The 18804-nt window shown below is 50.8% G+C and carries 16 protein-coding genes; 11 read left to right on the top strand and 5 right to left on the bottom strand.

Translation table 11 applies throughout. The features are described from left to right. Nucleotides 1-51: 51 nt before the first annotated feature. From PGL01S_RS14370 to PGL01S_RS14355, 4 genes are all read left to right on the top strand, one after another. Nucleotides 52-1791, top strand: a complete 1740-nt coding sequence (locus tag PGL01S_RS14370; RefSeq protein ID WP_127495298.1) for an extracellular solute-binding protein — start codon at nt 52-54, stop codon at nt 1789-1791. 80 nt (nt 1792-1871) lie between these two features. Next, nucleotides 1872-2828 carry an ABC transporter permease gene (locus PGL01S_RS14365; RefSeq protein ID WP_127495297.1) on the top strand — a complete coding sequence of 319 codons (957 nt, stop codon included), beginning with the start codon at nt 1872-1874 and terminating at the stop codon, nt 2826-2828. Nucleotides 2829-2842: 14 nt separating this feature from the next. Then, entirely contained in the window at nt 2843-3766 is a 924-nt protein-coding gene (locus PGL01S_RS14360; protein WP_127495296.1) for a carbohydrate ABC transporter permease, read from the top strand. 31 nt (nt 3767-3797) lie between these two features. Next, nucleotides 3798-4721 carry a glycoside hydrolase family protein gene (locus tag PGL01S_RS14355; RefSeq protein WP_127495295.1) on the top strand — a complete coding sequence of 308 codons (924 nt, stop codon included), beginning with the start codon at nt 3798-3800 and terminating at the stop codon, nt 4719-4721. 27 nt (nt 4722-4748) lie between these two features. On the opposite strand, the gene PGL01S_RS14350 is transcribed toward PGL01S_RS14355, so the two are convergent. The 4 genes from PGL01S_RS14350 to PGL01S_RS14335 all read right to left on the bottom strand — a co-directional run bounded on the left by PGL01S_RS14350 (nt 4749) and on the right by PGL01S_RS14335 (nt 8276). Next, entirely contained in the window at nt 4749-5687 is a 939-nt protein-coding gene (locus PGL01S_RS14350) for a DMT family transporter (RefSeq protein WP_127495294.1), read from the bottom strand. Between the two features lie 3 nt (nt 5688-5690). After that, complete coding sequence (locus PGL01S_RS14345; RefSeq protein ID WP_127495293.1) at nt 5691-6464, bottom strand: ABC transporter permease; 774 nt, start codon at nt 6462-6464, stop codon at nt 5691-5693. A 30-nt stretch (nt 6465-6494) separates the two neighbouring features. Further along, the gene (locus PGL01S_RS14340; RefSeq protein ID WP_127495292.1) at nt 6495-7265 is read right to left on the bottom strand and encodes an ABC transporter ATP-binding protein; all 771 of its coding nucleotides are present in this window, start codon (nt 7263-7265) and stop codon (nt 6495-6497) included. 108 nt (nt 7266-7373) lie between these two features. Then, nucleotides 7374-8276 (bottom strand): LysR family transcriptional regulator, encoded by a 903-nt coding sequence (locus PGL01S_RS14335; protein WP_127495291.1) that lies wholly within the window; start codon nt 8274-8276, stop codon nt 7374-7376. A 147-nt stretch (nt 8277-8423) separates the two neighbouring features. Here PGL01S_RS14335 and PGL01S_RS14330 point away from each other — a divergent pair, with 147 nt between their 5' ends. From PGL01S_RS14330 to PGL01S_RS14320, 3 genes are read left to right on the top strand one after another with little or no spacing between them, the layout of a single operon-like run. Beyond that, complete coding sequence (locus PGL01S_RS14330; protein WP_164775470.1) at nt 8424-9431, top strand: aliphatic sulfonate ABC transporter substrate-binding protein; 1008 nt, start codon at nt 8424-8426, stop codon at nt 9429-9431. Between the two features lie 31 nt (nt 9432-9462). Further along, nucleotides 9463-9948 carry a DinB family protein gene (locus tag PGL01S_RS14325; RefSeq protein ID WP_127495289.1) on the top strand — a complete coding sequence of 162 codons (486 nt, stop codon included), beginning with the start codon at nt 9463-9465 and terminating at the stop codon, nt 9946-9948. 20 nt (nt 9949-9968) lie between these two features. Then, nucleotides 9969-11138: an amidohydrolase gene (locus tag PGL01S_RS14320; RefSeq protein WP_127495314.1), complete on the top strand. Its 1170-nt coding sequence runs from the start codon at nt 9969-9971 to the stop codon at nt 11136-11138. Between the two features lie 115 nt (nt 11139-11253). Here PGL01S_RS14320 and arfA read toward each other — a convergent pair whose 3' ends face one another. Continuing rightward, nucleotides 11254-12765, bottom strand: a complete 1512-nt coding sequence (gene arfA / locus PGL01S_RS14315; protein WP_127495288.1) for an arabinosylfuranosidase ArfA — start codon at nt 12763-12765, stop codon at nt 11254-11256. 135 nt (nt 12766-12900) lie between these two features. Between arfA and PGL01S_RS14310 the strand changes: the two genes are divergently transcribed. From PGL01S_RS14310 to PGL01S_RS14295, 4 genes are all read left to right on the top strand, one after another. Beyond that, nucleotides 12901-13803 carry an ArsR/SmtB family transcription factor gene (locus tag PGL01S_RS14310; RefSeq protein WP_164775469.1) on the top strand — a complete coding sequence of 301 codons (903 nt, stop codon included), beginning with the start codon at nt 12901-12903 and terminating at the stop codon, nt 13801-13803. 250 nt (nt 13804-14053) lie between these two features. After that, complete coding sequence (locus PGL01S_RS14305; RefSeq protein WP_127495287.1) at nt 14054-15382, top strand: ABC transporter substrate-binding protein; 1329 nt, start codon at nt 14054-14056, stop codon at nt 15380-15382. A 5-nt stretch (nt 15383-15387) separates the two neighbouring features. After that, on the top strand, nt 15388-17178 hold the full coding sequence (locus PGL01S_RS14300) for a sensor histidine kinase (protein WP_127495286.1): 1791 nt from the start codon (nt 15388-15390) through the stop codon (nt 17176-17178). After that, nucleotides 17163-18782, top strand: coding sequence for a response regulator (locus PGL01S_RS14295; protein ID WP_127495285.1), 1620 nt, complete (start codon nt 17163-17165; stop codon nt 18780-18782). The genes PGL01S_RS14300 and PGL01S_RS14295 overlap by 16 nt, the downstream gene beginning before the upstream one ends. Nucleotides 18783-18804: the final 22 nt, after the last annotated feature.

The raw sequence follows: 18804 nt of genomic DNA, 5'->3' as shown, positions 1-18804 counted from the left end.
CTATGATGGGAAGGGTAAGAGCCATTATAAGTCTTAAGGGGGAACAAAGGTATGAGAAAGCATTACAGCTTGTGGACGGTCATGCTATTGTCTTGTTCGATAGCGCTTTCAGCCTGCAGTTCGAATCAACCGAATAACAGCCAGGAAGGAACGAATAATGTGCCAGCCAATTCTGCGGAACCGTCCTCCAGCAGTACGGCGGAGAACACGGCTCCGGTCAAGCTGACGTGGTTTTCTGACGTAAGCGGATGGAATCCGCCGTCGCCATGGAATTCGGATCCCAATTCGGTAGAAGGGACAATTACAAGCAAGACCGGCTTATCGTTCGAATTCAACATTCCGGCTCAGGATGCGGGAACGAAATTAAGCCTGATGCTTGTCTCGTCCAATAAGCTGCCGGACATTATGACGCTGACGGACGGCACGCTGGAGAAGAAGCTGATTGACGCGGGCAAAGTATGGAATCTGGACGAATTTCTGAAGAAATATAATCCATCCTCTCCGCTTCTGACGAATTTTCCGCAGGATTTGAAGCAAGCCTTAATCGAGCGCGACGGCGGCTGGTATGCTTATCCGAGCCATATGGATACGCAGGATGCTAGAGAGATCTACCCGCCTTCAAGCGAATTTTATTCGGATGCCGCAAAGTACCGGAATAACAACTCGATTATGTTTAATCAGGAGATTATGAAGCAAGCGGGTATTAAGGAGGAGGAGTTAAAAACGGAGGACGGAGTCCTTGCGGCTTTCGAGAAAGTGAAGGGGCTGAAAATCGATGGAGCGCCTGTTGTTCCGCTGCTGATTAACGGAAAAGATTATCAAGGTTTATCGGTTGGCGGGACAGGACATGGCAGCACCCTTGGCACGCTGGAAGCCATGTTTGGCGCTATGCCGGTCGATAAGGATGGCAATTACCGCGACGTTATCCTGGCTCCGGAAACGAAGCATGCGCTTGATTTCCTGTACAAAGCGGCAAAAGCAGGCGCATTTGATCCAAGCCAGATGACGGTGGATGATACATCCATAAAGGCATCCGTCAAGACTGGCAGGGTATTCAGCTTCATCGGCAACTCCGCAAATACCGGATTTACGGACGAGAATGCGGTCGGTACATGGATTACGCCAGGCCCGATGATGTCGAATGAGGGGACAAAGCCGGTAGCAGGCCGCTCTCTGAAAGCAGGAACGGGCTGGATGAATACGTTTATTTCAAAGGATGCGCCTAACCCGGAGAGAATTGCCAAGTGGCTTGATTTCATGACCAGTGACGAAGGGCTCATACTCAACTATTACGGCTTCGAAGGAACCGACTACACGCTGGACGCGAACGGACTTGTCGTGCAGACGGAGCAAGGTCTGAAGGATGCGGCCGATTATTCCAAGACAGGCGTATTCGCGTTCTGGCCGTTCCACAATATTGCCTGGCATGATCATGCGACGGTTGCTCCAACCTCCAATAAAGGGGCAGACAGCGTTATGGCGATGCAGGTACAGACGACAATCGGCAAAAACTCCGAGATTTACGATTCTTCCGCGCTGATTATGCCTAGCAATTTCATTGAAGCGGGCAGCAAGCTGGCCAATGATCAACTGCAAATTAAAACCTATCTCGAGGCTCAAATATCCAAGATTATTCTGGCTAAAGACGAGACATCAAGAGATAAGCTCTATGACGATATGATCGCCCAAGTGAAAAAGATGGGACTGGACGATATCAATGCGAAAATCAACGAACAGTTCCATAAGCAGCAGGAAAGCTACGGCACAACGATTAAAGGCATCAATTCTTAACTAAGGAACGAAGGGGATCGTGTCAAAGCCGAATCGGAAGCTTCGGCACGGTCCGCCCTTGAGCAGGAGGGAGTCGGCTGATGAATCCGTCGGATAAAAAAAGGAAGAAGCAAAAGGGCTACGCGCTGCAATCCGACTTGCGAACGCAGACCGAGCTAGCGGTTATGATTGGGCCAGGCGTCATCTCTATTATCGTATTCAGCTTTTTGCCGTTGTTTGGCCTTCTGATGGCATTTAAGCATTACGACCCGATCAGCGGCGTTAAAGGGATATTTACAAGCCCATGGAATCACTTCGATAACTTCAAGCTGATCTTTGACAACTTTCAATTTTGGCCCATGGTCAAAAATACGCTTGGCATTAATCTGATCGGGTCGCTGGTCGGCATACCCGTTACGATTATTTTCGCTTTGCTGCTTAACGAAATCGTCAGTACCAGGTTCAAATCGGCTATTCAGACCATTACCTACTTGCCGCATTTCTTGTCTTGGGTCATTTATGGCGGCTTGTATATTACGCTGCTGAATCCGCAAGAAGGGATTATCAATTATTTGCTGGTTCATCTGCATCTGGTGAAAGAACCTCTTCAATTTCTATCCGATCCAAGCTATTTCTGGGGTCTGGCTATCGTGACGAATCTGTTGAAGGATCTAGGCTGGGGAGCGATTCTGTACTTGGCCGCGATGGCCGGCGTCGACCAATCGTTGTACGAAGCGGCGTCAATCGACGGAGCGGGACGGTTCAAACGAATGTTCCATATTACGTTGCCCGGCATCATGCCAACTTTAATGATCATGATTATTTTCGCGGTAAGCGGCATGCTGAACAATAACTTTACGCAAATTTACGTGCTGCAGAACTCCTTGAACCTGCCTGCGAGCCAGGTCCTCGATACATACGTCTATCAAACGGGCCTATTGAACTTCCAGTTCGATGTCGCGACGGCTATCGGATTAATGAAGTCCGTGCTAGCGCTTGTCCTGCTTGTGGGAGCTAACTATGCTTCGAAAAAAATTACAAAATCAGGTCTGTTCTAAGGAGGCATCCCGGTATGGTTGGAGGAAAGTCTCTAGGAGACCGTACATTTTCCGTTACGAATACAGTGATCATGGTAGTGATCATGATTGTGACCGTATATCCTTTTTGGTACGCCATTATCAGTTCCCTGAATAGCGGGATTGATCTGCAGCGCGGACCGGTGTTTCTATGGCCTCGTATTTTTACTTGGGCGAGCTGGCGAGCGGTTCTGGCCGATCCGGGTCTGCTCAGCGCAGCCTGGATTACGATATCCCGTACGGCGTTCGTAACGATCATCTCGATTTTTTATACGGCGATGTTCGCTTACGCCTTCTCGCGTCCCTATTTAAAGTGGAGAAAATGGTATATGGCGCTTGGATTCACCAGCATGTATTTCAGTGGCGGCCTTATCCCGTCTTTTTTATTGATCAACTGGCTCCATCTCTATGATAATTATTGGGTGTATATTATTCCTTCTTTGTTTGGCGGCTTCTGGAACGTTATTATCCTCAACGCGAATTACAAAGCGATTCCGGATGCCTTGTTTGAATCCGCCAAGCTGGACGGGGCAAGCGAATTCTCGATTTTCCTGCGACTTGTTCTGCCACTGTCGAAGCCGGTATTGGCGGCATTGTCGATCTTTACGGCGGTCGGAATTTGGAACGATTACGGAACAACGCTTTATTTCACGCAATCCAATGACCTTCAAACCCTGCAGTATTTGATTCTGAAGCTGCTTCAGACAAGCTCGGCGGTGGAGCAGCTGTCCAGCTCGGCCTCGCTGTCCAATCCCGCCGTATCCGAGCTGCTGTCTTTGGCGCAAGGACAAGGCGAAATTACGTCGCGTACGATTGAATTAGCCTCCATGGTCATCGCGTCGATACCGATGGTTGTGATGTACCCGTTTGCTCAGCGGTTCTTTATTTCGGGCGTATTGCTAGGTTCGGTAAAAGGTTAATTCCAACTGGGAACGGAGAGGAACAGCGGCTATGAAAGCACCTTTATTCAGAGATCCGATTTATGACGGGGCAACGGATCCTACGATCATTTATAACCGGGAAACAAAAGAATGGTGGATGGTGTATACGAGCAGACGGGCAACCGCGGAAGGGCCTGGGGTAGCCTGGGTGCATGGCTCGGATCTCGGAGTCGCGACGTCTGCGGATGGCGGACGGAATTGGGTATATCGGGGGACGCTGCCAGGGCTTGATTTCGAGTGGGGGCGCAATACGTTCTGGGCACCGGAAATTTATTGGCATGACGGCATTTATCATATGTACGTCAGCTATATTCAAGGCATCCAGGTGGAGTGGACGGGCGATCGCCGGATCATTCATTATACGAGCAATAACCTGATCGACTGGCAATTGGAAGGACCTCTTTCCCTTAGCTCGAATCGCGTCATCGATGTATGCGTCCATGAGCTTCCGGGAGGAGGCTTCCGGATGTGGTACAAGGATGAAGAGCATGGATCGGCTACTTACGCGGCGGACAGCGACGATTTATACCATTGGCATAGCGCCAGACCCGTGCTCACGCATCGCGGGCATGAAGGACCTAATGTCTTCCGGTTCAAAGGCAGCTATTGGATGATTATCGACGAATGGAGAGGGCAGGGCGTTTACCGCTCCGATGATTTGGACAATTGGGACCGGAACGGGATGATTCTCGAAACCCCTGGCGTCCGTAAGGATGACGAATGGATAGGCCATCATGCGGATGTGGTTGTCTCCGGGGACGAGGCATATGTCTTTTATTTCACCCATCCGGGACGCAGCGGGATGCAGGAAGGCGCAAAAGAAGGATACGAGCAGCGCCGGTCATCCGTTCAAGCAGCACGGCTCGATGTGCGGGACGGGATTCTCGTATGCGACCGCGACGAGGATTTTGAGATAAATTTGTTAGCAGAATAGAAAAAAGAGGCATTCCCGGACTTCATGCTACGTCCGGAAATGCCTCTTTTTGTAACGGTTGCCTCTCACGTTCACCCCGATTACTCCTCCGAGAATAAGTACGGCTCCCGCGAAATGATGCCAGGCAAGCGTCTCGCGCAATACGAGTATTCCTGCCGATATCGTGACAAGCACCGAGAGATTAATGAATACGCTCATTTGCGAAGCTTGGATATGACTTAGCGCATAGTTAGTCAAATACGAAGTGAGGAGCGAGGATAGAAGTCCCAGATACAGAATCGAGATAACGAAGCGCATATCCGCAAATGGTTCGAAATAGTCCGCGAGCGTTCCCCTAACCGCATGCTGCGAGAGAGAAATTGCGTTAAAAACAACAAAACCAATGCCCATCATTATATAAGTCATTTCGGCTACCCGGTATGTCTGCGTCAGCTTCCTTGCCATGACGTTATACACGGCAGAAGAAAAGGCGGAGAGCAGAATCAGAATATAACCCGTTAATTTAGCGGTTCCCGTACCGGTTTGTTGACCGGACATGACGACAATAAAGCTCACGCCGCCAACAGACATTAGAATGCACAGCTTTTGCCAGACTGTTGCATGCTCCTTGATGAACAGCGCAGCAAGCACCATGGTCATAATCGGAATTGCGGCCTGGATAATCCCGGCTTCCGATGACGGGAGTCGAGACAGCCCAAAGGCCTGAAAAACAAAGAAAAGGGAGGGGTAAAAGACGGCGATTGGCAGAAGCTTGATGAACCCGGGGCCGGATATTCGGAACTTCCCCCATCCCGTTAAAGCGAGCAGATTCGCCGCCGCGAAGCTTACCGTGAACCGATGGGCAAGCAAGCCAACAGGGTCGGTTGAACGCAGGGCGAATTTGACAAATATAAACGAGAAGCCGATGATGACAGCGTACGCTACGGCAGCCGCATAAGCTTTAGAGATTGGTGTGGACAAGGACATTTCTTAACCCTTATAGCTGTCCCGCCATTGCAGCAAGCGGGATTCCAATACGCGCACGAGAGAGTCGGTCAGTTTGCCCACAACGGCAAAAATAATAATGCCGACAAATACAACCCCTGTCCGCATATAAGAGCGGGCATCCTGAATGAGATAACCGATGCCTTGATCGGCACCCATCAATTCGGCGACTACTAGGCAAAGCCAAGCCGTGCTCAGCGATAGTCTCATGCCAAGCAGAATGTTGGGCATTGCCGCAGGCATGACGACTTTAGTCAACTGGTGGAAACGGCTGAATTCCAGCACCCGGGCCACATCAAACAGCTTTGAATCGACGTTGCGAACGCCAAGAAACGAATTGACATATAGAGGGAAGAATGCTCCCATTGCAATAAGCAGCACTTTAGATAACTCCCCGAACCCGAACCATAAGATAAACAGCGGCGTAATCGCTAGAAGCGGTACGGTCCGGAGCATCTGAATCGTAGGATCCAACAATTCTTCGGTTCGTCTGTATAAGCCGTTAAGCAGACCGAAGAGCAAGCCAAGACCGCCGCCAATCAGGAATCCAACCATGGCGCGAAGCACGCTGATTCCGAGATGATGCGTTAACTCCCCGGATTTAAGCATGTCGTAGAAATCGCCGAGAATGGAGGTTGGAGGAGGGAACATTTGACGGGATGCCAGACCGTTTGTGACCGCAAGCTGCCAGGCAACCAGCACAAGGAACGGGATAAGAGCACTTAATAAAAATCTTTTTACTCCTGCTTTTCCAATCATGCGAATAGACAACCTTTCCGTGGTAAGTAATTAGATCTCATAGCTGTTGCCCTCTTCTTCGACATGATCCAAAGCGCTTAGAACCTGCGTACGCAGCTGCTGGAAAGAGGCGCTGACCCGGTTGCGCGGATAAGGCAGATCAACGGGAATAATCGCTTTAATCCTTCCCGGTCTAGCATCCATAACGACAACCCGGTTCGATAGGAAAATAGCTTCGTCGATATCATGCGTGACAAGCAGCATCGACGTCTTGTTCTGCCGCCAAATATCGAGCAGCGATTCCTGCATATGATTGCGGGTAAAAGCGTCCAGCGCGCCAAACGGCTCGTCGAGCAGCAAGACCTGCGGGTTGCGGACAAGCGCGCGGGCGATAGCGACTCGTTGCGCCATGCCTCCGGAAAGCTGCTTCGGATAAGCCTTCTCGAATCCTTGAAGACGAACCAGCTCAATCATCTCGTCGACTTTTTGGCGAACCTCGGGATTTTTGAGCGACAGATCGGCGGCAATATTTTTCTCCACCGTAGCCCACGGAAACAACCGATGCTCCTGAAAAATAAAGCCCTTCTCTTTGCTTGGACCACTCACGTCGATGCCGTCAAGCTGCACCAGTCCTTCATAGTCAACGTCAAGCCCAGCCGCAATCTTGAGCAACGTGCTTTTGCCGCAGCCGCTTGGACCGATAATGGATACAAACTCTTGTTTTTTCAGGCTTAACTGGACATTGTCCAGTACATGGGTAGCCTTGTCCGCCGTGCGGAATGTTTTGCTTAACTGACTGATTTCCAATGCTTCAGCAGTCATGAGACAGCCTCCCTGCAATGATGTAAAATTGCGTCCAATGAATTAGGGAGAATATTAGCAGACAGCAAAAACCGTTGTCAATAAGCGATTTCACGAATAAATCGCTTATTAGAAGCTGTTATATTCCCGGATCAAATAGTTCAAAAATTCCTTCTGCGCAATCGAAAAATGTTTATTGGCAAGCCTTGCCCACCCCAAAGAGACGGTAGACGGCTCATGGCTGACAAGGGGTATCATGACAATATCCCCGTTAAGGACAAGCGGGTCATTCTCCATCGCATACTCGATGAACAGCCCGATTGCAGCGCCTTCCGCGATGGTCCGTTTTAACAGCTCAATGTTGTTGGAGGTAAACAGGATATTTACTTTCCCGTATTTGTCCATGAAGTCCTTCAGATACCAATTCGACCATACGCCGTCGATGTTGACAAAGGGCTGGCCAAGAAGCTCCTGCGGCGTCAAGCTTTTGTTCATCGACAGGCTCGAGCGTCTTCCTACGCACACGACCATTCGCGATACGTGCAAGGTCTTCATCTGCAAATCCTTCACATCCGACGGCTTGTGGTTATCCAGATAGATAAGCCCGAGGTCGGACCGGTCTTCCTTCAGATCCTGTATAACCTCTTCCGTGCTTTTCGACGTGATCTCAAGCTTCACGTTAGGGTAATCCCGTTTGAACGCGATAATCGCTTTCGTCAGCACCGCCATGAAATTAGGACCAACCGAGAAACGCACCTCGCCTTCGGTCAACGAGCCTTTTATCATCGATTGCTCGCGAATTTCCTCCATCCGGGCCAATATCTCGAATACCTTCTCGATGATGATCTTCCCGCGGTCGGTTGGAACGGTGCCGAGCCGGGACCGTTTGAAGATCGTGATGCCAAGCTCCTGTTCCAGCTTGGACAATGCTTTGCTGATTCCGGCTTGGCTGACGTGAAGCTGTTCCGCGGCTATGGTAATGGATCCGGTCCTGGCAATTGCGGCAATATATTCAAATTGCTCAAGGTTCATGTAAACACCTCTGATACATAACTGATAGTTATGTTAATATATTTCATAGTTATTTTACTAGATTAATCGGAAATATTACAATACGTATATCCGACCCAATCGATTGGATAAACGAATACAAGCAAATGCGAAAACAAGGGGATGTACATGATGAAAGCTGCAGCAGTAAAACGAAAGCCGGCATGGAAGTACGGCTTGATCATTTTATCCGTTATGATTGGCTTGCTCACTCTTTCGGCCTGCGCGGGCAAAGGGGACGGAGATAAAAAAGTAACGGTAAATATCGCGATCAACGGCGGGTTAAACCTTCTGTCCATTGCGAAGAACAAAGGATTCTTCGAAGAGGCGTTCGGCAAAGTCAATGCTGATGTGAAATGGAATGAATTCCAAAGCTCCGTGCCGCTGCTTGAGGGCGTTGTCTCAAACCGCGTCGACTTTTCCTTTATCGGCGACGGTACCGTCGTAACGGGCAAAGCAGCAAAAAGTCCGTTTACGGTAATTTCCGTTACCGGCGTCGAGGGCAATCAGAACAGCGTGATCGTCAAGCCAGACAGCAAGATTCAATCGGTTGCCGATTTGAAAGGCAAGACGATTGCCGTAGCGAAAGGCTCCTCCGGACATATTTTTCTAATAAAAGCACTGGAGAAAAACGGCTTGTCTGAGGATGATGTCAAGCTTGTGCAGCTTCAACCGGATGAAGCGAATCCCGCCTTCCAATCCGGAAGCGTTGACGCGTGGGCAATCTGGGATCCGATTGTAACGATGGAGACGGAAGCCGGCCATGCCCGCATTCTGGAAAGCGTGAAGACGATGGGCTTTGTTGCTCCGGCCGTAATGATCGGCCGCGATAAATTCCTGAAGGATCATCCGGACCTGACGGCGCTGTACTTGAAAGTCTACCAGCAAACGGTAGATTGGGTGAAGGCGAACATGGATGAGGCTGTTACGATTCTAGCAACCGAGAAGAAGATGGATCCGGAGCTGGTACGTACGCTGCTCGAGAATACGCATTACATCAATGAGCCGGTATCGGGCGAGATTGAAGCAGCCATGCAGTCAACGGCCGATATTCTGGAAGCGACAGGCACGGTGGATACAAAGGTAGACATCAGTAAAGTGTACGACAACTCGTTTCTTAACGAAGCGTTGAAGTAACAGCTAGTCTACTTAACAGGAGGTTTCAGCTATGAGCGTCTCGGCACGAGCGGCGTCGATCGTTAATTATGTAGGAACAAAAGATAAGATTCAGAACAAAGTAAAGGATTTGCCGGAGGATTTGCTGGTATGGCAGCCAGGTCCCGGCAAGTGGAGCATAAACGAAATCGTCGGGCATTTGCTGGACTCGAACATCGTGAACTCCTACCGTATACGTAAAATCATATCCGAGCCCATAACGCCTATCGTTACTTTCGCCCACGAAGGCTGGGTATCTCAGCAGCTTTTCAACAAGACGACAGTAGAGGAGATGCTGACTGCTTATGAAGCCTTAACCGCGTATAATGCGACATTATTGCGGAAGCTGAACGAAGAGCAATGGCAGCGTTACGGTTTAAAAGGAGAAGAGCCGATCTCTATTGCGCATATCGTCGACAGCTTTATATGCAATCATGTCGAGAAGCATATGGGACAGATCGATCGGAACATTGAAGCCTATAACCGAGAGGAGCGATAACGTTGCAATTGGCACAATGGATGGAGCTTGCCGAAGTTCAGCATTCCCAAGTTGTTGCGTGGAGACGTTATTTGCATCAGCATCCCGAGCTTAGCTTCAAGGAGACCGGCACCGCACATTATATAGAAGAAACGCTTCTGGCATTTGGCAAGCTGGCTGTCAGCAAACCAACTGCAACAAGCGTAATGGCAAGGCTGATCGGGAAAAAGCCGGGGACCGTGCTCGCTATTCGCGCCGATATAGATGCCCTTCCTATTCAGGAAGAGAATGACCTGACCTTTGCTTCCGAGATTGCTGGCGTAATGCATGCCTGCGGCCATGACGGACATACGGCAATTGCGCTGGGAGTTGCCAAGCTGTTAACGGATCATCTGAACCTTGAGGAGCTGGAAGGGGAAATCCGCTTTATTTTCCAGCATGCGGAGGAGCTTCCTCCCGGAGGCGCCGAGGAGATGATCGCAGCTGGCGTTCTTGATGGGGTTGATACGATTATCGGCGCCCATCTGCAGTCACCGGTCGAAGTTGGCAAGGTTGGCGTGGTCGCGGGACCGATGCTGGCTTCGCCGGACATCTTCACCATTAAAATTAATGGAAAAGGCGGCCATGCGGCTGAACCTCATCGAACGGTCGACTCTATCGCGATAGGGGCACAGGTCGTGACCAATCTGCAGCATCTGGTATCCCGTCACTATAGTCCAACGGAGCCGCTTGTCGTTTCAGTTACGAAATTCATCAGCGGTATGACGCATAATGTCATTCCCGGCAGCGCTGAGCTAGGAGGGACGGTCCGCTGCATAGATCCCGTGCTTCGCGAGGAATTGCCGAAACGCTTGGAACAGATTGTACGTGGAATTACCGATGCTCACGGTGCGGAATACGAGCTGGATTACGTCTATGGATATCGGCCACTAATCAATGATAAAGAAGTTACCGGAATTGTAGCCGACTCTATTAAAGAGGTTCTGGGCGAAGAGGCGTTGTATACGATAAAACCAAGCATGGCGGCGGATGACATGTCGGCGTACATACACCGCGTGCCGGGCACGTATTTCAATATTGGCGCCGGGAATCGGGCAGCAGGAATCATTTATCCTCATCATCATCCGAGATTCACGATTGACGAGAATTCGATGCGAATCGGCGTTAAAGTATTTATCGCGGCGGCATTAAAAATCATGAAGCTGCGTTAATTACTATGAACCGCAACGTGTTCATACTCCATCTTGGAGCACGAATTAAAACATAAGGAAAAGGCAGCCGGTTTCGGCTGCCTCTTTTCATACGCGGATACTCTTACGGAAGGGGTTATCCTTTTTTGGTTTGCAGGCGGATTACGTTCCAGGAGGCTTTGTTTAAGATCGCTTGAACGCTGCCGTTATCAGCCGTAGCGCGGCCTCCGGCATGCGGAACGACATTGCGAGGATTGGATTTGGTGTTGGTGGCTTTCAAATCCTCGCTTTCCATGACGATATGCTCGATTACGCTTACTTCTCCGAAGCTGCGGAGGTCCAGGCTAAGCTCCATTTGCTCTTCCAGATGGCGGTTAACCGCAAACACCGTGAATAGACCTTGCTCCTCGTCGAAGACGCTGATCGCTTCGAGATACGGAACATCGGTGAATTCCTTGGAATCGTATTTCGGCGAGGAGATATTGGCTTGCAGCACCGTACCCCGTCCGAAGTTCGAGGCATGCAGGAACGGATAGTAGGTCGTTTGCAGCCAGATCGCGCCGTTCGTCTCGGTCATAATTGGGGCGATAACGTTAATTAATTGAGCGATGCAAGCCATTTTGACACGGTCCGCATGCTTAAGCAGCGTAATCAGGAAGCAGCCAACCGCAAGAGCATCCTCGTGCGTGTACACATCCTCGAACTCCGGAGGAGCAATCTGCCAACGCTCGTCGGCGCGGCTTGTGCCGATGGTGTTCCATACATTCCATTCGTCGAGGGAGAGCATGATTGTTTTTTTGCTGCGTTTCTTCGCTTTTACATAGTCGCAGATCGCGGCTACGCTGTCGATAAATTGGTCCATATCGAGCGATTTGGCCAAGAAGTTCGCCGTATCGTTATTGTTGTTATTGTAGTAGGTATGGAGAGACAGGTAGTCCACTTGATCATAAGTAAGATCAAGCACCGTAGCTTCCCAGTCTGCAAAGGTGCTCATGCCGCTGCTGGAGCTGCCGCAGGCAACAAGCTCGATCGACGGGTCAACCCATTTCATTACCTTTGCGGTCTCATTGGCAAGCCGTCCGTATTCGACGGCCGTCTTGGCGCCTATCTGCCACGGACCGTCCATCTCGTTGCCCAGGCACCAGGTTTTGAAGCGGTGAGGCTCCTTGTAGCCGTGAGAGATCCGCAGATCGCTCCAATAAGTACCGCCGGGATGATTGCAATATTCCACAAGATTTCTTGCCGCATCCATGCCCCGCGTCCCCAAATTTACAGCCATCATGACATCGGAGCCAACCAGCTTGGCCCAATCCGCGAATTCGTTGGTGCCTACCTCGTTCGTTTCCGTCGTCCACCAGGCCAGCTCGAGCAGGCGTTTCCGTTCGCTCTTTGGACCTACGCCATCCTCCCAATTGTAGCCGGATACGAAGTTGCCTCCCGGATAGCGGATGATAGGTACCTGCAGAGCTTTGATGACTTCAATGGCATCTTGGCGGAAGCCGTTCCCGTCAGCCGTCGGATGTCCCGGATCGTAAATGCCGCCATAGACGGCACGACCCAAGTGTTCGATAAAGGAACCGTATACACGGGGATCAACAGGGGAGACGGTAAAGTTCTTGTCAATAAGCATGCTGGAACGAATAGTCATGGTAAAGCCTCCTTTAGAATTAGGGAAAAACAAAATCCGTATGGTTGAAATCCTATAATATTCGTAACATAATAGGTATTAGCAGACAACAATAAGTTTTAGGATTTTGGAAAAACAAAATCCTATCGAGGTGAAATGATGCTATCAACCAATGCGGAGTCCTTAATTGTCTATGAAGCGCTGGCAAGCGAGGTGCGTTTGAAAATTATTGATAAATTGTTCGAGAGGGAGCGCCATGTGAAGGAGCTTGCCTCCGAGATGTTTCTAAGCAGCGCGGTTATCAGCGGCCATATCCGCAAGCTGGAGCAGGCGGGAATTGTCGGCAGCAAGATGAAGCGGATTGACGGAGGAACTTACAAGTATTGTTACATCAAGTCTGAATTTCTTCAGATCAAGCTGTCTCCCAATGTATCATCGTCATTAAGCTTTCATGGGCTGTCCGTGCCAATCGGCCACTACACCGACTATGAGGCATGGCCAACCTGCGGGGTTGCAACCACGGAGAAAATGATCGGACAGTACGATAATCCGGCCTGCTTCATGGACCCGGAGAGGGTAAACGCGGGAATCCTGTGGCTTGCAAGAGGGTGGGTGGAATATAAAATTCCTAATTACCTTTATAAGGATCAGCGGCTGCACGAGATCGAGATTTCCTTCGAAATCGGCTCCGAGGCTCCTCGCGTCAATGAGAATTGGCCGTCGGATATTCATTTCAGTCTTAACGGAAAATCGCTTGGCGTATGGACAAGCCCGGGAGATTTCGGGAAAACGAGGGGAAGGCTTACTCCGGATTGGTGGTCCAGCGACGTCAATCAATACGGCCTGTTGAAGGTGCTCCGAGTCAAGGAGACCGGCTCGTATATCGACGGTTTGAAAATTTCGGACATAGGTCTTAAAGATATCGGGACCGGCGCGATTAACTGGACTTTCCGCATAGCGGCGGAAGATACCGGACGCGGACGGGGAGGACTAACCCTATACGGAAAAGGCTTTGGGAATTACGATCAGGATATTGTTTTTAGAAGTTTTTACGTATAAATCCGCTTACGAAAGAGGCCGCGACTGCTGCGGCCTCTTTCTATTTGCCCGATTGGAGTGATAAACGAACGTACAGGCAATAATAGGTAACGCCGATCTTTAGGATTCGTTATCAATGTTTAGTATTCGTTATATCGCCTGAACCGGCTATCCAGTAATGTTAAGGATGCTTAATAAAAATTTTTCGACGCAAATCGACGTTGCTTTTTGAGGCAAGGCCGATTCCGCTTGAAGGAGAGAAGAGTAAGGCATGAAAAAGCTGCAGCTCTTACAGACCGGATGGGCTGGATTATTGGTCGTTGCAGCGTTAGCCGGATGCAGTAACAGTAACAATCCGGACAAACAGCCGGGCTCAGCAGAGAACGAAGCAAAGCCCGGAGAGGGAATCCAAGGCCGAACGATTACGTTCGTAACCGGATCCCATCCCTGGGTTGACGTCATTAAGCCGTTAATTCCCCAGTTCGAGAAGGAAACCGGCATTAATGTGCGGATCCAGGGCTATTTCGAGGATCAGCTGACACAAAAGCTGACGGTACAATTCACGGCGCGCTCGGAAACGCCTGATGTGTTCATGTACCGGCCGTTGCAGGAAGGCAAGCTCTTCTTCCAGAGCGGCTGGCTTGAACCGCTTGATGCTTATGCCGGGCAGGATGCGGAATACGATTTGGGCGATTTCTCGCCGCAATCGATCCGTTCTTCAACGGTAGACGGCCATCTAGCCGGCATTCCGATCGTGACGGAGCAGCAAATATTGTATTACCGGAAAGATCTGTTGAAGGAAGCGGGGATTGAGGTGCCCGCTACCATCGAAGAGCTTGAAGAAGCGGCGGCGAAGCTGAATCATCCGGAGCAAGGCGTTTACGGCTTTGTAGCCAGAGGACAGCGAAGTCCGCTTGTAACGCAGGTCTCGTCGTTTCTTTACTCCGAAGGCGGAGATTTTATCAAGAACGGCAAAGCAGCGATTAATTCTCCGGAAGCGATCAAAGCCTTCGAGACCTATGGCGGTCTTCTTCGAAATTACGGGCCGCCTAATGCGATCAACATGTCCTGGCCACAGGCAAGCGCTTTTTTTGCGCAAGGGAAGGCCGCGTTATACACCGATGCCAATTCGATCTACCGCGCGCTGGATACGGAAGAGTCAAAGGTTCGGGGAAATGTCGGTTTTGCGCCGTTTCCTTCGGGGACAAAAGGTTCCATGCCGTACAACATTACGTCCTGGGGGCTTGCCATTAACCCGAAATCGCCGAATAAAGAAGCGGCATGGGCATTTATTAAATGGGCAAGCGGAAAGTCCGTCATGCTGCTTACCCAGCAGGCGGGAAATCCCGGACCAAGATCGTCGGTATGGAAGGATCCGCGGGGCACGATTGGCTTCCCGGAGCAACTGGCAGCCGTATTCCGGCAAACGGTTAACGGAGGCATCGATCACGACCGCCCTCAGACCGTTGACGTAGCGGCAGCGCGGGAGCAGGTTGGAAAAATCGTGCAAATGGTCATCACGGGAGAGACGGACATCCGGCAATCGGCCGATCAGGCGAATGCCGCTCTGCAGGCTCTCCTTGATGAGGAAGCGGAGTAACCAAGATGCCGCGCAGACTGTCGATTTTCAACAAGATTGCCTTCACCATCATCCTGCTGCTAGTACCCGTTGTGCTGCTATACGGTTATTCGAACCGGATTGCAACCGGCGTTGTGGAAGAGCAAATGCGTTCTTCGAGCTTAAGCAAGCTTGTTTTCTTTATGGATCAAATGGACGGAACGATGGAAAATTTGTCGATGTTCCCGGTCATCTTAAGCGATGATCCGCATATTCGCGATTTTCTGTCTCCCGCCCAACGCGAGCCGGAAAGCGTTTTGCTGAAGGAGCAGGCCAGAGTAACAGAAAAGCTTGGACTGCAAAGCGTATCCAGCTCATGGTCTAACGATTTAACCTTTGCTTTTCCGGAGAAGAATCTCGTTCTCTCCTCGAATATTTACTTAAACGGCAGCGAAATCCAATCGCCGGGGAGAAGGATCAAGAAGGATTGGATTTACGAGCGGGACAGCTCGCGCGGTTATCCGATCGATACGTTCGTCCGCGAGACCGGAGTTCCTGCCGCTGCCGTAAAGGTTGAAGACGCGGAAGCCGTTATTCAGGTCCGTTTTCCCGTCCAGAATATTAGCGACATGCTTGATGTATACAAGAAGGAGAACCGGGGCGACCCGTTTCTGTTCCGCTCTAATGAGGAGCCTGTACGCAACAGCACGTATGCGGAAGCGTCTTCCGCCAAGGTCATTCGGGAGCTTGCACTCGGGAGTCTCGGACAAAGCGGTCAACGGATCTTGAAGATGGATGGACAGACGTACCTGGTCAGTTACGCGAAGTCGCGCCAGTTAGGCTGGTATTTGGTTGATTACGTACCGGTCGAACGGATTGTAGCCCCTATCGTTCAGGCCAGGAACTGGTTCTACGGCTCAATCGCTTTTCTTGTTTTGATCGGGCTGCTGGCCTCCGTTCTGCTCTACCGCAATGTTCAGATTCCGTTGTCCAAGATGATCGCCGGTATCAAACGGATGAAGGGCGGCGATTTGTCCTGGCGGATCGGCTATAAGGCTAATAACGAATTTGATGACTTGATTCGTCATTACAACGAAATGGCCGGCCAGATTCAGCGGTTGATCGAGGATATATACAGCGAAAAGCTAAGATCCAGGGAAGCAACGCTGAAGCAGCTGCAGTCGCAGATTAATCCTCATTTCCTGTATAACTCGCTGTTCTTTATTATCAATTCGGCGATGATGGAGGACCGGGATTCGGTTATTTCGATGTCCGAAAATCTGGCCGAGTTTTACCGGTATACGACCAGGGTGGACAATCAGCTGTCAACGGTGGGAGAGGAGCTGGAATTCGTCCGGCATTACCTGAACATCCATACGCTAAGGATGGGGCGGCTAGCCTTCGAAATCGATGTTCCGGATGCCCTGTTAGAGGAGCCGCTTCCCCGTCTGACCCTGCAGCCGATCGTCGAAAATGCGATTGTGCACGGGATTGAAAGCCGGATCGGCGGAGGGCTTATCTCCATTACCGGCAGGCAAGAGGGGGATTATAACCTTCTTGAAATTGCCGATAACGGAGCGGGAATGACCGGCGAGGAACGGCTTAGGCTGGAAGCGCTGCTAGACGAGAAGGAAATGGGCGACGAGATCGGATGCGGCACCTGGAACGTGCATCAGCGGCTGCAGGGCCGGTTCGGAAAAGGCTCGGGGCTTCGTTTCCGGCATGCAGCGGATGGAGAAGGTCTTGTCGTTACGATAGCGTGGCTGAAGATCGAAGCAAATGCCAAGGCAGGGAATAACGATCGGTTGGAGGGTGAAACGGAATGGCCCAGCTCTTAATTGTGGATGATGAAGCGCATGTCGTGGACCGTCTGGCAACAACGGTCGATTGGGAATCCGTGGGCATCGATCAGGTGTACAAGGCGTATTCCGGCCAGGAAGCGCTTGAGCAGCTTCATCAATTTTCCATCGATATCGTCATTACGGATATCCGCATGCCGGGGATGTCGGGGCTGCAGCTTATTTCAGAGATCAAGCGGCAATGGCCGAAGACCAAAAGCATCCTGTTGTCGGGCTATTCCGAATTCAACTATGCGAAGCAGGCTATGCAGTTCCAGACCGAGGACTATTTGCTCAAGCCGGTTAAGACCGCGGATCTCTTGGCAACGGTGGAACGCGTGCTTCTCAAGCTGAAGCAGGAGTGGGAAGAGGTGATCTCCGCCCAGAGGATGACGTATACGCTGAAGGAGCATCTGCCCCTGTTAAGGGCAAGCCTGTTGCAGGAGCTGCTGCAGGGAAAGCTGTGGAGCAGGCAGACGCTTCGGGAGAAAATGTCGCGGTTAGAGCTTGGCGACCGGGATTGGGAGCGATTTTCGCTGATGGCTATTCGGCTGGATGACCGGTTCGGGGAGTTTGCCGAAGAGGACATGTCCTGGAAGGAATACGCGGTTGCCAATATGGCCGAAGAGCTGTTCGGCGGTCGTTACTCGCTGTGGCATGCGAAGGATGCCCATGATTATCTCATCTTTCTGCTTACCCCTAAGGATGAAGCGGAAAGGGATGATCCGGGCTGGCTTGAGCGTACGGCATCGGTGCTGCAATCCGCCGTAGGGGTCTACCTGAAAGGAAAGATATCCGTTCTGGTAAGCGGCGCGGGAGCTTTTCCGGAAGATGTTCCCGGCTTTTATAACCGATCCATTACGGCTTTCCGCAACCGGATCGGGCAGGAGCCGGAGCAGTTCATGCGTCTGGAGGAGAAGGAAAGCGAGCCTGCGGCAATCCGCTCGTTGGACTGTCTGTACGAGCCGCCGGCATTGATTCATTTGCTGGAAGCCGCGAGATGGGAAGCGGTAGAAGAGAGGTATAAGCGTATCTTCGCGGGAGTGGAGGGTAGTGTATCCGTATCCGAAGAGCATCTGCTCGAAATTTATTTTACGATGGCTTCGGCCTATGCTTATATCGCCCATAAGAACGGACGTCTTTTAAACGAAACACTTGGTACCGATTACAACCGGATGACGACCGGCATGCCGCTTCGGACCGTGCAGCATCTCCGGGAATGGGCTTTCCGCACGCTAAAAGCGTTGCAGGAGGATATGGCAAAGGAAACAAAGGATAATCGGCATTCCTTGATCGAGAGGATAAGAAGCTTTATAGACGACAACGTAACCGGCGATATTTCCCTTCAATCGGTGGCCGATTACGTCAAGCTGCATCCCGTCTACGTATCCAAGGTATACAAGCTGGAAACAGGCGAAAACTTAAGTGATTACATTCAGCGCGCGAAGATGGAAGAAGCCCAGTCCATGCTGCGGCGCAGCGATGAGAAGGTCTATGTCATCGCTGCCCGGCTAGGCTATCAACGACCGCATTCCTTCATCAGCGCCTTTAAGAAAACGTTCGGCATGACACCGCAGGAATACCGCGACGGTCAGCCGCAATAATCCATTTCAGGAGGAACTACAC

The sequence above is a fragment of the Paenibacillus glycanilyticus NBRC 16618 genome, from assembly GCF_004000805.1.
Taxonomy (GTDB): Bacteria; Bacillota; Bacilli; order Paenibacillales; family Paenibacillaceae; genus Pristimantibacillus; species Pristimantibacillus glycanilyticus.
Note: the sequence above shows the minus strand (reverse complement) of the source record. Positions and strands in the feature narration are given on the sequence as shown.